Source organism: Oceanobacter antarcticus (assembly GCF_044962685.1).
Taxonomy (GTDB): Bacteria; Pseudomonadota; Gammaproteobacteria; order Pseudomonadales; family Oceanobacteraceae; genus Oceanobacter; species Oceanobacter antarcticus.
The window spans coordinates 110,919-123,770 of record NZ_JBBKTX010000005.1; the positions used below are offsets into that span (position 1 = coordinate 110,919).

The following is a 12,852-nucleotide window of genomic DNA, read 5'->3' on the forward strand; positions in this document are numbered from 1 at the left end:
TTGAACCTGTTTCACTCCGCCCAAATGGCGTTATTTTTGAGCCTCGCCACACTATTATCATTCCCCGCCAGCGCCGATAACCGGCAACCGTTTGGCGACAACTGGTACCGGGCAGAAGTGATGTTGGTGGCTTACCGCAATGCCAGCGACATCGACCAGGAACACTGGCCCAAAATAATCATCAACAGCGAATCGATATTTCCAGCGCCAACCACCAGACCCAAAAGATTTAACCCAGTGGTCGCTCTCTACCGTTACCGCCAACTCCAGAGGCAATGGCTTGCTGCCCTCAAATTGCCAATCGTTATGTCCGATGAGCTATGGCAACCACTGGCACCGCTGTCAACACTCCAGCTGAAACGGGAAGCCAACCGCATCGACCCGCAAGCGGATATGGACGTGGTCTGGCACCAGAGCTGGCTTGAACCGGTGCAGGATGACGCCGGAGTCATCGTCCATGCAGTCAACCTGACCGATAGCGGCGAACCGGAAATACAGATTACCGGCGGCTTCAGCCTCTACCTTAGCCGCTATCTGCATATATCCACCGATTTGCATGTTCAGCATCTCAGCAGCCAAATGCCAACAGATCCGCAGCTGAAAACCCTCAACAGTAGCCTCGCCAACACCAGTACTACGTCGTTCCCCGTCATACAAGCCACCGAAGCGCCGCTGACCATTCACGGCCGCTACCCGATACGGGCCACCGAAGTACGGCAGAAACGCCGCATGCGCAGCAAGGAATTACACTATATAGACCACCCCATGCTGGGGATTGTGGTGATACTGACACCGGTTGAATTTCCAGATCTGACGGCTGAAGCAGCGCTTGACCCACAGGGCTGATACAGCCGCCTGACGCCAGAAGATTTCTCGTCCCACGTTCCGCGTGGTAATGCAACGGTAGGCCGCAGCATGCCACGCAAGCCAGCTAACATGCCATTATTCCTGCAAAACTACAGCGACGGCAGTACTGCCGCCAGCAAGTCACGGACTTTATCCATACCACTATCCAACACGGCCTGAATATCTGCCATGGTAATTTCGGTGTCGCTGCGACCCGCAGCCGGGTTCACCACCAAGCACACGCTGGCATAGGGAATGCCTAACTCACGTGCCAGTACCGCTTCCGGCATACTGGTCATGCCGACCAGGTCACAACCAATACGCTCGAGATAATTCACCTCGGCAGTGGTTTCCAATCGCGGCCCCTGAGTCACTCCGACCACACCAAAATCACTCACCGGCAAGGCCAGTGCCGCCGCCGCCGCAACCAGCGCCCGGCGTAATCCAGCGTCAAATGGCTCGGTAAAATCAATGTGATCCAGCGGTTGGTAACTGCCATCAAAAAAGGTGCTTTCTCGCCCCCAGGTCAGATCAATCAGCTGATCTGGAATAACAAGCGCGCCCGCTCCCATGTCGGCGTGAATCCCCCCTACCGCATTCACTGCCAGAATCGCTTCGGCTCCTGCTTCCTGCAATGCCAGCAGGTTGGCACGGTAGTTCACCTTGTGAGGCGGAACCGCATGAGGGTGGCCGTGACGGGCCATAAACAGCACTTCACGTCCCTGCCAGAAACCTTCATGAATACTGCCCGACGGTGTGCCAAGCACCGTATTGATGTCGTGACGCACCGTAATATTTGGCCCCTCCAGACGGGTAAGACCAGTACCACCAATAATGCCGATACGCTGATAAGGCATACAAGCGCTCCTGCTAACAAATGAAAAGAGGGAGTACGCCCCAGCTCAGGACGCCAGAAAAAATCTTATATCCATCAGGACGCTGTCAGCGCCGCTAACCCGGAGCGAATACGTTCAAGTGATTTGTTTATCTCTGTCACGGCTGCCGCCTCTGCTGCCATCGGCGGCGGCTGATATTGCCAGCCCGACAGATCCAGCCGGGGCCGTCCTTGGGCCAAGGCCTGTTCGACATGCTGCAACACCTCCAACTCGCCCGACTGGCGATTACACACCACCAGCGCGTTGCAACCGGCGGCCATCGCCAGTTCTGCCCGGTGGCGGTAGCTACCATAGCGGGCGGCACCTTCCATGGTCAGATCATCACTGAAGACAACGCCGGTAAAACCCAGCTGCTGCCGCAACAGCGTCAGCCAGTGACAGGAAAACCCAGCCGTCTGCGCGTTATCCAGCGCTGGATAAACCACATGTGCGGGCATCACCCCTGCCATTCGCCCCGTTGCGATCAGGTAGTGAAAAGGCCGCATGTCGTAATCCAGCTGCGCCAGGCTGCGGTGATCGACCGGCAACTCGCGGTGAGAATCGGCGACGACCGCACCATGCCCCGGAAAGTGTTTGCCCACCGCTTTCATACCAGCGGCTGCCATGCCATCAACAAAGGCAGCAGCCAGCAAGCTGACCGCAGCCGCATCAGTAGCAAAGGCACGATTGCCAATCACCTGCGAACAACCACGTTCAATATCCAGTACCGGTGCGAAGCTGACATCCACACCACCACGAACCAGCTCCGTTGCCATCAGCCAGCCGATGTCCCGAGCCAGTGTCAGCGCCGATTCAGGCCGGGTCTGGAATATTTCGCCCAGCAGCGCCATCGGCGGCAAGCGGGTAAACCCCTCTCGAAAGCGTTGTACACGCCCGCCTTCCTGATCAACAAACAAGGGAATATCACGCCGAATATGACGAACATCCGCCGTCAGCTGCTGCAGCTGTTGCGGGTTCTGATAGTTGCGAGTAAACAGAATCAGACCGCTTAACGCCTCCGATTCCAGCACTGGCCAGTCTTCTTTTAGCAGTTGCGGGCCTAGCAGATCAGCAATCACCCCAATGGCTGCGGTATCCATCAAGACAGGTTGCGACATGGAATCCTCGCAAAACTGTGCTCCTGAATCCACACCAGGGTGTCGGTACTGATCAGATCAAACAACGCCAACAGATCATGATTACGCATGCGGATACAGCCATGGGAGCCGGGCACGCCCATCGGTTCGGAATCCGGAGTGCCGTGAATATAAATATAGCGGCGCATGGAATCGACCTGCCCCATGCGATTACGCCCGATTTCCAGACCCTGCAACCAGAGAATACGGCTTAAAATCCAGTCACGGGCAGGAAAATCCTTGGCCAACGCAGCGGAGTACACTTCGCCGGTAAAACGCCGACCGATAAATACCGAGTTTGCTGGTAAACCAGCACCGATACGGGCCGCCACGCGGTGCCACCCCCGTGGGGTGCAACCGGAGTTTTGCTGCTCCCCTGCCCCATTCAAGGCTGTCGATACCGGATAGATAATACAAACCTGAGCGGTTGTCAGTCGTAACTGTTGATCCGCAATTGAAATGTCAATCCGTGTTTCATCATACACAGGCTGAGACGGTGGCAACTGCTGTGGCATAACTGGCCTCCTGGCGTTAGAACGGTCGAATATCATTCCTGATGGGGCGCCTGAAAACCGGACGACAAAAAGGGCACCAGTTTGTCCACCACGCCATCAATCCCGGTACTGACACCGAGATCGTGTTTCGCCATCGCCGTCAATGACTCCACTCCCGATAGGGTAAACACGGTCGCCCCCAACATAAAGTGGATACGCCAAAAACGTTCTTCATCACTCAACTCCGGTGACGCTGCCGTCACCAGCTGCATATAACGCTCAAACACAGCGCCGTAATGGTTACGTAAAAACTTGCGCAAATGCCCCTGCTCCTGGGAATAGGCCAACCCCAGCAAACGCATAAAAATTCCCAGGCGGCGCGCATTGCCGCCACCGGCGGCCATCGAGGTTTCGGCCAGCAAGCGTAACAGCGCATCCAGTTGTGGCGACTGGCCTGCCAGACCGTGTTCGTAGCCCCGCAGCGCCTTGCCCAGATCATCACAAAACGGCGCCAGAAAACGGGCAAATACCGCCTGAATCAGCTCTTTTTTAGAGCCAAAATGATAATTCACCGCCGCCAGGTTCACACCCGCCCGAGTGGTGATATTGCGTAACGATGTTTCTGCAAAGCCCCGTTCGGAAAACAGTTCCTCGGCAGAATCAAGAATACTTCTGGCCGTGTCTTTTTGAGCCATAGTACCAGTAACCCCGGTATACAAATAGTGTTTCAAACATACGTTTAAAACACTATCCATGCAAGGTAAAGACAGGTAAGTCATTAATACCTATTGGAAATTCACTCAATAGTTTCAGGCAACATTCGTTTTTTCTACATATTTCAAACGTATATAAACGACCCGCCAAAGAAGGATCAAGGCGTCATACCGTTTGCTGCTACGGGTCAGAGAGAAGGGAATCTTTCGAGTTTGAGCACCATCAGAGTGCCCCTGTGCCTTGCCCACACCAGGGCGCAGGCGTATTAACGGCCTGCTTGCTTTGCGTCCTGCGCCGCCCAGAATTGTTTCTTGCGATAAATCGTTGAGGCACTGATATCCAGCATGGCAGCCGCCTTGGGAATATTGCCCTGGTAGTGATCAATTGCTCTTTCGATAATCCGTTTTTCCTCAAGCCATAACGGCAAAATGGGGGTATCCGCAGCCACCGGTTCGTCTGCAACCACGACCACTGGCTTCAGTACTGCTGCAAGAGCCGGTGCATTTTCCTGTTTTTGAAAAAAATCAGGCAGATGGCTCGTTTCAATCTGTTGTCCCTGGTTTGGAACAACCATGTTTCTCAGCACATTCGCCAGTTCTCGCACATTACCCGGCCATTGGTAACTCATCAGGCGATCGTTTACTTCACGGCTGATGCCTTGAAAAGATTTGCCTTCGTCTTCGTTAAACGTCTGCAGAAAAGCATTGGCAATACGCAAGATATCCTGCCCACGCTCCCGCAGAGGTGGCATATGTATCGGGATAACATTCAGACGATAAAACAGGTCTTCACGAAAACGACCCGCTCTGACTTCTTCCAGTGGATCACGATTGGTGGCGCAGACAAAACGCACATCGACAGTGACTTCCTGATTGGAGCCAACCGCCTGAAAGGTGCCCAGCTGGATAAACCGTAACAGCTTGCTTTGTAAGGCCAGCGGCATTTCACCGATTTCATCAAGAAATAGCGTTCCGCCATGAGCGCGCTGGGCGGCTCCTTCCCGACTCTGGCTGGCACCACTAAAAGCACCCTTGATATGCCCAAAGATCTCACTTTCCATCAGTTCCATCGGAATCGCCGCACAATTCAGGGCAATAAAAGGCTTCTGGTTCCTTGGGCTTTCACGATGCAACGCTTCGGCACACAGCTCTTTACCGGTACCGCTTTCCCCGGTAATAAATACGGTCGCTTTACTGGATGCAGCGCTTTCGATAATCCGGTAAACAGCCTGCATCGGCAGAGACGAGCCCACCATGCTGTAAAAATGGTTCCGTTCGAAGGTCTTTTCATAGGTCTCAACCAGTGAACTGAGCTGAACGGTTTTCATCACCTGGCGCAATGTATGCTGAAAACGGGTTTTATCAAACGGCTTGGTCAAGAAATCATTGCCGCCCAGCCTCATGGCCTCAACCGCGACTTCAACCGTACTGTGGGCAGTAATAACAACAACAGGAAGAGCCTGATCCTGAGCACGTAGAACTTTCAAGACTTCGAGCCCGGAGATATCAGGTAACTGCACATCCAGGACGGCTAAATCAAAATGATGACAACTCAACGCTTCAATGGCGTCGTTACCGGTATAAACCACCGTCACGTCAAATAGGCCATCGAGATATGCGGCATAAACCATCGCTGTCGATTGGCTGTCTTCCACTAATAACAGTTTGGCGAGCTGTGTCGACTTGGTCATTCATGTTCTCTCTGTTCTGCCGCCATAGACTGCGTATAGGCGCGATAACGTTCCAGGGTCTGACTGACCAGCAGTATGAGTTCCTGCGCCTGCTTTGTCACATCGGTCAAGACAGGGCTGTCAACTTGGCACATCTGCTCCAGTTGCTGAGCAGCTTGTTGTACCGCCAGGGCACCAAACAACGCTGAACTACTCTTCAGCGCATGAGCCTGGCCCCCGAGTTCCTGTGTATTTTCATGCTCCACCGCATCCTCTAGATCACCGACCCGACGTGCCAGCTCGGCAATAAAACTGTCGAGCATTTTGGGCAGCGCCTGCTCTGAGGTTTCTGCAACCAGCTTCCGCAACGCGGCTTCATTTAACAATTCATTCGCGTTTGGCCGTTGATCCGTTGGGTTTTTTGACCCCTGAGAAAGGGCTGCTTGTTTTGCATGTGCCGCTTCTTTGTCAATTTGTCGACCGATGGCAGTCAGTAAATTAGTGGCAAAAAACGGTTTACTGATGAAGTCATTCATGCCTGCGTTCAGACAGCGCTCCATTTCTGATTTTTCTGCATTGGCCGTTAACGCTATCACAGGAACATGCTGATTTAACCCAGTGCTGGCTCTGAGCTGAATTACTGCGTCAATACCATTCATAACAGGCATATGTACATCCATTAACACAGCATCGTAAGGCTGTGCTACAAGCATTTGCAAAGCCTGAGCGCCATTTTCAGCACTGTCGACCACATAGCCCGCCTTTGTGAGTATTTCACGAAGGACTGCCTGATTGACGCCGACATCTTCTACAATCAGAATCCGGTTATTGTTCACGGGTTTGATAGAATAGTCGATCGCTGCAGGTTTTCCGTCTTTTTGACCGCATATCAGCTGTTTAATATTTTTACAGGACAAGGGCTTATAAAGCGTGGTTTCATTATTAGCCGTTGGAATGGCGTCCCGATTATTACCTAATCGAGCCAATCGCACTTTTGGCATGGCCAAACAGCGATACCAATAAAAATCTGCATCTGCTGCCAGTAATTCAATTTCATCTATCAGCAGTATGGCATCCTTGTTTTGCTGGATTGCTTGCCCATTTGCTTTGAAATCAGCTAATGAATCAAACGTCTGCAGTGAGACATCCATTAGCCCCAAATAGTCACCGAATGCCTGTAGCAGCGCCTGATTGGCAGAGACCAGCGCGATCGTTTGGTAGCGTATTGGCATAACCTCTGTGATTGATTCGCTGTAGCTACGCAGTGGCACAGTAAAACGAAAGACACAGCCCTGGCCATAAGTCGAGCTAACATCCAGCGTGCCGCCCATCCAGTCCACCAGCCGCTTGACAATCGCCAGCCCCAGCCCAGCTCCGCCCGCCTTGGTATCTTCGCGAGCGTTCACCTGTTCAAATTCTTGGAATACTTGTTCCAGTTGTGACGGTGGAATACCACGACCAGTATCGGTGATCGATATCGCCAGACAGGGTTGCTGGCCAGCGTCAGCAATAAAGTCGATACGGAGACAAATCAGCCCCTTGTCTGTGAATTTGATGGCGTTATCCATCAAATTACGGATGACCTGCATGGTATGAACAACATCGAACTCTGCCGTACTGGGCACCGTATCATCTATTTGACAAAGCAGCTCAACGTTATCGTCCTTCAGTTTGTTACCCAATGTTGTGAGCAACCGATTGATCGTGTCGTCCAGTTCGATCGTGTCGTAAACGGTTTGCAGGTTACCCGATTCGATCCGTGAAAAGTCCAGAATATCATTAATGACAGACAGTAAGCTGCCACCGGCGGTATCAGCAATTGCCATCAAACGCCGCTGATTGACAGATAAAGTGTCACTCGATAACAGTTGTAGTGCGCCCATCACAGCGTTTAAAGGGGAGCGTATCTCATGACTCATATGAGACAGAAAGCGCGATTTCGCCTGACTGGCATTTTCAGCGGCCTCTTTGGCCGCCACCAGCTGAGCCTGATTATTTTTCTGCTCGGTAATGTCGCGGAAAAAGACCGTAAAATAGGTTTTATCCTGACTATTAAAAACGACAGAAGAAACCTCAATCGGTATTCGTGTACCTTGCCGGGTGAGCATCACAGCTTCACGCCGGGCTTCCTGGCCATAAAATTGCCGTTCATTCATTAATGCATTACGACGCGCCAAATGACTGGCCACCAATTCTTCGGGAATAAGAGCTTCTTCTACTTTTTTACCAATGATTTCATCTCGTTTCCAGCCAAGAATGGACTCGGCGGCACTGCTGAATTCAATAATATTACCCTGCTGGTCAAGCGTAATCATGGCATCCAGACTGGCGTCATAGATGGCAGATTTTATCGCGTCTATATCCCTGGCCTGAGACAACTTGTTAACCATTTCATTAAACGCCTGTGCCGTTACGGCCAGCTCATCATTCCCGCTCACTGGCAATGGTTTTACCGCCTCACCTCTTGATAAGCATCGTGCTTGCTGAGTCAGTCGCGACAAGGTTCGAGTCAGATAACAACCCAACATCCATGACACCAGAGCCACCATGATCAGCTCAGCCAGAGCAATACCCACCAGCCGCACTCTGGATTCGATAATCAGAAAATCCAGCCCTGCTGTCGAAATACCCAGTTGCACGGTACCCAGATAAATCCCTGTTTCAATCACCTGGTAGTCGGTATCAAACATCCCATCGCGAATATCATCAAAGTTGTCATCCCGCTGATAAGACCAGTCATTGCCAGCTGGAACACCGGCGCTGGCCAGCACACCTCGTTTATCAAGCACTCTGACGTAGGCAACCCTTCCCTGATGCACCAGTTGGTTCACCATTTCATTTAACGTCGCCAGGTCAGTCGCAATCAGGGCGTTCTCAATCTGGGTGCCAAACAGACCAACAGTCTCTTGAGCTCGCGCCTCCAGTGATTGCTGATTGGAGATCGTCAGTATGTGCATGGCCTGCCATACCAGCAGCATCAGGAAGACGGCTTCGATAGCAGCGACACCAACAATCGTTTTCATTTTAAAAGACATCGTCATTTACTCGCCGGAAGGTTGAATATGTAACGCCCGGACGTCATCCCAATCCGCATAGTCTGCCGGTACAAAACCCTGCATACCCAGCTTGGCCAGAATCGTCTCAATACCTGGCTGATGCCGTAACTGGAAAAAAGCGTCTGTCAGTCGTTGCCGCTGCTCACCAGTCAAGCGCGGGTGAGCCGCAATGGCATGCGGGGTATAGCCTGGTGAGGTCCACAGTATCCGTAATTGATCTTTGATGGGTGACTCCAGCAAATTGAAAGTGCGGATAATTCCACCACCAGCAGGGTAAAGCCCGGCAGCCACGGCCTGATAAACAGCATCGTGCGAACCGACATATTGGCTCGTAAAACGGACGCCTTTCAAAGTCAGGCTAGCCTGGGTCAGCAGGGTTGCCGCAAACGACCCCGGGGCAGGAAACGCCAATGTCTGAGAATCCAGCTCATCCAGTTGAGCCAAGGTTGCGTCTTTACGAACCACCATAATCCCTTTAATCACCTTGTGCTCTGCTTTGACCAAGGGAACATAACCGGGATCATCGGCAAATACAGTCAGGTGATACGGATTCATATAAGCAATGTCGTAAACGCCATCACGCACCCGCTGCTCAAACGTGGGGATATTGGGTGCCGTCGCGAAATGCAGTTCAATGCCCGACTTTTGACTGACGGCATCCAGCAAAGGCGCCCATTCCCGCAGTAACTTAACCGCCGACTGTTGCGGCACCACTCCAAAGGTCAGTGTCTCAGCGGCGACTGTGGCAAAGAAACCGGACATCAGCCATAACACCCAGCAGCGGAATAACTGTTCCATGATTTTTACTCTTTTAGAAATATGTTCTTGCTTTGCAATTGCCACTCCAAAAAACATAAGATATTGATTTCATTAAAAAATATCAATGTACGCCTGTTACAACTCCTACCTTGCTTTGCATAATGCAAATCAAAATGCCAAGCAGAACTACACGCCGAGACAGGGTTATGGACGTCCTTCAACCCCATCCGGTGGTGTACTGATCCAGGTATCGGAAGCTGCCGTTGGTCGGGTTACCTGAAATGGCGGCTGAAACGGTTCCAGCGCATTCAGATTTGAATCGTCGGCACTGGCAACGGATTCGGCGGTACGTAAAGGTAATGTCGGCTTGCAATTTAACTCAGCAGGATTCAGCAAGGAGGTCAGCAGGGATTCCACTTCAGCCTGCTGCAGGGCCGTCAGTCCCAGCTGGGTCAATTGCTCGTTCAAGGCGAGATAGGCCAATGTCTCTACCAGGTCATTTTCATTAAGCGCGGTGGTGTTCTGACAGCAGATGGTGCCCAGACTTTGACTGTCAAATGGCGCGGCAACCAACCCCAGCGTGGCTAATGTCTGTTCGTACACAACCCCCACCTGGGGAGCAACCTGCTGGATCAGATCAATCTGATCCGTTGTGCCAGTGGGACAGGAGCAGTTGAGATTGGTATTTACCGGATCCGTCAGCGTATCAGAGAATCGCGGGTCTCTGTGGTCTCTGTGGTCTCTGTGGTCTCTGTGGTCTCTGTGGTCTCTGTGGTCTCTGTGGTCTCTGTGGTCTCTGTGGTCTCTGTGGTCTCTGTGGTCTCTGTGGTCTCTGGGGTCTCTGAATGGATCATCGGATAAGCGAGGATCATCCAGCACTGGCGCTACATTCAACAAACACCCGGTATAGGCTGGCACACTCAAATCGTCCACCGTTATGGATTCACACGGCAACCCGCTGACCACACTCTGGGAATGCCAGCGTGATTGCACCTCATCAACATCAAAACCACACTGTTGCGGGCTTTCCTTGTACAAAAAGCCCGGCAGGCCGTTAGTACCAGGCCCAACGGCGTAATTTGGCCCACCCTGCAGCGCATTCAAATAGCTGACATTACCGGTTGCGACCAACCGCGAAGCCCCTTGACTGTCGCTCAGTTCGTCGCTGACCCCCTTGATACAGGGGTCTCCCTGACAGCTGGCGGTATTGAAGTAGACCGCTTCACGGGTTGAAAAACGATCATCGCGGATGCCGATCAGTACTCGACCTGCCGGGTCTGATGAACGGTCGATATAAGCCAGTAGCGGCGCTTCATGTTCGTCGTAGCTGACGGGTTCGCCCAATACCCGGCCCTGCTGGTCGAGGACTTTCGGGGTCAGGTTTTGCTGTTGGACTTTATGTTTGAACATTGCATCGCGGATTGCGACCAGCCCAACAATAGACCCCAAGATCAAAATGGTAGTGATCAGTAACAACTCCATCGTGATCACAAAACCCTGTTGCCGATTTAACGATGACTGATTCATAACTCGCTCCCTATTCATCAGGCCCATGTCATCATGGCGCATCAATGTTTGCGTAATTAAAGAGATAAGCCCAGTTCCTGAAACAGGCCGTAGATTTTATGCACGGCGGGAAAGACCACCAGTACACCAAACACAGGAAACGCGACCAGCAACATGGGAAACAAAGACACCAGACTGCGCCGGGCGATCAGCTTGCGTACCCACTGCTGCTGACGCGTACTCATGGCTTCAGCAAAGGCCCGCAGACTCTCACACAAGGGCACCCCCATACGGCTACCCATCTGAATAAGGGCGGCCAGCCGTTCAATTTCATGACATGGCAAACGAAATTTGAGTGCATCAAAGGCTTCTTCCTGAGCGACTCCCAGCTCTATTTCCCGCATCACCAGCCCCAGTTCCAGCACCAGTACATCGTCCCTACGGTGGCAGACATCGATACTGGTTTTTAATGCCACCGGCAGGCTGACACCAGCAGACAAATAGGCTGCCAGCATGTCGATAAAAAAGGGCAACCGTTGCCGCACCTCCGCTAAACGTCGACCTCTCAGCAGCAACAGCACGATCAATGGCAAACAGGCCATCAGCAGCCCGGCCCCCAGAGCAATCGGCCAGGCCAGATGAAACTCACTGATGGCCAGCAAGAAGGTCATCGGTATCAGCATCAGACTGGCCGGTAAAAACCAGAGCGCAACACTATCGGGCGAAAACCCCGCCTGTAGCACCAACTGGCGGGGTGCCAGCCAAGTATTGGTATACGTCAGGGAGTGATCAATATCAGGCTTGGTTCTACTCTGAAAGGGGATACCCCAAATCACCACAGAACCCAGCAAGAGCATCATTAACAGGCCAAAAAGTAAGCCATCGATCAGGTTAACATCCATCATGTGCTTTGCCTCGCCAGATAACGCAGCCAGAAGAACCCCAGCAATTGGGTCAATACCGCCAGTACGACCAGGGCTGGCCCCTTTGGGTGCTCAGCAAGCAGTGTTAGCCAGGTAGGATCTTTCCATTGAAAAACAGCAATCAGTACGTAGGGAAACAGGCCGATAAAAACCGCCGCCGCCAACATACTGGACAGCCCGGCCCGAACGTCAGCCCGTGTATCCAACCGTCGCTTGAGCAAATTACGGACGGACCGAATCAGGGTTAACGGGTCACCACCGGTATTCCAGCTGGATTCGACGGCGGCTGTAAATGCCCGAACGCCTTCATTGGGGTAGCGCTGATTCAGCAGACTGAATGACTGATCCGCACTGAGACCACCGTCCAGCCGGTGTAACACTCGCTGCATTTCCAACCGAAAAGCTCCCTTGGACGACTGAGCCACCGTACGCAAACTGTCGGTAATGGGTACCCCGACCATCAGCGAAGCCGCCATCAGCTCCATCGCTTCATACAACTGCTGTTCAAAGCGGTTTTGCTGGAAGGCCAAACCATCCTTGGTCACGATCACGGCCAGAATAATCACGCCGGTGGCCGATCCTGTCGCGGTCAGGTAGCGCTCGGGAAACAACGTCAGCACTGCCAGAAAAACAGCCGCAGCGACCAAGGCAATACCACCACAAAGCAAAATAATGCCAAAGCGTATGCCTAATGTACTCAGGCGCTGATTCATCCGCTGCTGCCAGCGCTTGAAGCCAGAACGTTGCTCGGTTGCCCGAATTTCCAGATAGGATTCGGCCCAAACCCGATCGCGCAGGAAGAAAAACAGACCACCAGAGATCAGACTGACCAATGCCGCCAGCAACACGCCCAGATAATCGATCATCTTTCCAC

The 12,852-nt window shown here is 52.5% G+C and carries 11 protein-coding genes; 1 reads left to right on the plus strand and 10 read right to left on the minus strand.

Annotated elements, in window-relative coordinates:
• Window positions 1-846: a CsiV family protein gene (locus tag WG929_RS05595; RefSeq protein ID WP_416205234.1), complete on the plus strand. Its 846-nt coding sequence runs from the start codon at window positions 1-3 to the stop codon at window positions 844-846.
• Window positions 847-956: 110 nt separating this feature from the next.
• Here the strand turns inward: WG929_RS05595 and WG929_RS05600 are convergent, their stop codons facing one another.
• The 10 genes from WG929_RS05600 to WG929_RS05645 all read right to left on the minus strand — a co-directional run bounded on the left by WG929_RS05600 (window position 957) and on the right by WG929_RS05645 (window position 12,844).
• Window positions 957-1,703 carry an S-methyl-5'-thioinosine phosphorylase gene (locus WG929_RS05600; RefSeq protein WP_416205235.1) on the minus strand — a complete coding sequence of 249 codons (747 nt, stop codon included), beginning with the start codon at window positions 1,701-1,703 and terminating at the stop codon, window positions 957-959.
• A gap of 74 nt (window positions 1,704-1,777) precedes the next feature.
• Window positions 1,778-2,839: a beta-N-acetylhexosaminidase gene (gene nagZ, locus WG929_RS05605; protein ID WP_416205236.1), complete on the minus strand. Its 1,062-nt coding sequence runs from the start codon at window positions 2,837-2,839 to the stop codon at window positions 1,778-1,780.
• Window positions 2,821-3,372 carry a L,D-transpeptidase family protein gene (locus tag WG929_RS05610; RefSeq protein ID WP_416205237.1) on the minus strand — a complete coding sequence of 184 codons (552 nt, stop codon included), beginning with the start codon at window positions 3,370-3,372 and terminating at the stop codon, window positions 2,821-2,823. Before WG929_RS05610 ends, nagZ begins: the two co-directional genes overlap by 19 nt.
• A gap of 32 nt (window positions 3,373-3,404) precedes the next feature.
• Window positions 3,405-4,046 (minus strand): TetR/AcrR family transcriptional regulator, encoded by a 642-nt coding sequence (locus WG929_RS05615; RefSeq protein ID WP_369857804.1) that lies wholly within the window; start codon window positions 4,044-4,046, stop codon window positions 3,405-3,407.
• A 284-nt stretch (window positions 4,047-4,330) separates the two neighbouring features.
• Window positions 4,331-5,755 carry a sigma-54-dependent transcriptional regulator gene (locus WG929_RS05620; RefSeq protein ID WP_416205238.1) on the minus strand — a complete coding sequence of 475 codons (1,425 nt, stop codon included), beginning with the start codon at window positions 5,753-5,755 and terminating at the stop codon, window positions 4,331-4,333.
• A complete protein-coding gene (locus tag WG929_RS05625) occupies window positions 5,752-8,235 on the minus strand; it encodes a response regulator (RefSeq protein ID WP_416205239.1) in 2,484 nt (827 codons plus the stop codon). Before WG929_RS05625 ends, WG929_RS05620 begins: the two co-directional genes overlap by 4 nt.
• Before the next feature lie 540 nt (window positions 8,236-8,775).
• The gene (locus WG929_RS05630) at window positions 8,776-9,588 is read right to left on the minus strand and encodes a phosphate/phosphite/phosphonate ABC transporter substrate-binding protein (RefSeq protein ID WP_416205240.1); all 813 of its coding nucleotides are present in this window, start codon (window positions 9,586-9,588) and stop codon (window positions 8,776-8,778) included.
• 165 nt (window positions 9,589-9,753) lie between these two features.
• Window positions 9,754-11,076, minus strand: a complete 1,323-nt coding sequence (locus WG929_RS05635; protein ID WP_416205241.1) for a hypothetical protein — start codon at window positions 11,074-11,076, stop codon at window positions 9,754-9,756.
• Window positions 11,077-11,132: 56 nt separating this feature from the next.
• Window positions 11,133-11,960, minus strand: coding sequence for a type II secretion system F family protein (locus WG929_RS05640; RefSeq protein ID WP_416205242.1), 828 nt, complete (start codon window positions 11,958-11,960; stop codon window positions 11,133-11,135).
• The gene (locus WG929_RS05645) at window positions 11,957-12,844 is read right to left on the minus strand and encodes a type II secretion system F family protein (RefSeq protein ID WP_416205243.1); all 888 of its coding nucleotides are present in this window, start codon (window positions 12,842-12,844) and stop codon (window positions 11,957-11,959) included. Before WG929_RS05645 ends, WG929_RS05640 begins: the two co-directional genes overlap by 4 nt.
• Window positions 12,845-12,852: the final 8 nt, after the last annotated feature.

Excerpts from the sequence above, each read along its gene's own strand:
- WG929_RS05600 (WP_416205235.1), bottom strand. The coding sequence starts at position 1,703 with ATGCCTTATCAGCGTATCGGCATTATTGGTGGTACTGGTCTTACCCGT.
- nagZ (WP_416205236.1), bottom strand. The coding sequence starts at position 2,839 with ATGTCGCAACCTGTCTTGATGGATACCGCAGCCATTGGGGTGATTGCT.
- WG929_RS05610 (WP_416205237.1), bottom strand. The coding sequence starts at position 3,372 with ATGCCACAGCAGTTGCCACCGTCTCAGCCTGTGTATGATGAAACACGG.
- WG929_RS05615 (WP_369857804.1), bottom strand. The coding sequence starts at position 4,046 with ATGGCTCAAAAAGACACGGCCAGAAGTATTCTTGATTCTGCCGAGGAA.
- WG929_RS05620 (WP_416205238.1), bottom strand. The coding sequence starts at position 5,755 with ATGACCAAGTCGACACAGCTCGCCAAACTGTTATTAGTGGAAGACAGC.
- WG929_RS05630 (WP_416205240.1), bottom strand. The coding sequence starts at position 9,588 with ATGGAACAGTTATTCCGCTGCTGGGTGTTATGGCTGATGTCCGGTTTC.
- WG929_RS05635 (WP_416205241.1), bottom strand. The coding sequence starts at position 11,076 with ATGAATCAGTCATCGTTAAATCGGCAACAGGGTTTTGTGATCACGATG.
- WG929_RS05640 (WP_416205242.1), bottom strand. The coding sequence starts at position 11,960 with ATGATGGATGTTAACCTGATCGATGGCTTACTTTTTGGCCTGTTAATG.
- WG929_RS05645 (WP_416205243.1), bottom strand. The coding sequence starts at position 12,844 with ATGATCGATTATCTGGGCGTGTTGCTGGCGGCATTGGTCAGTCTGATC.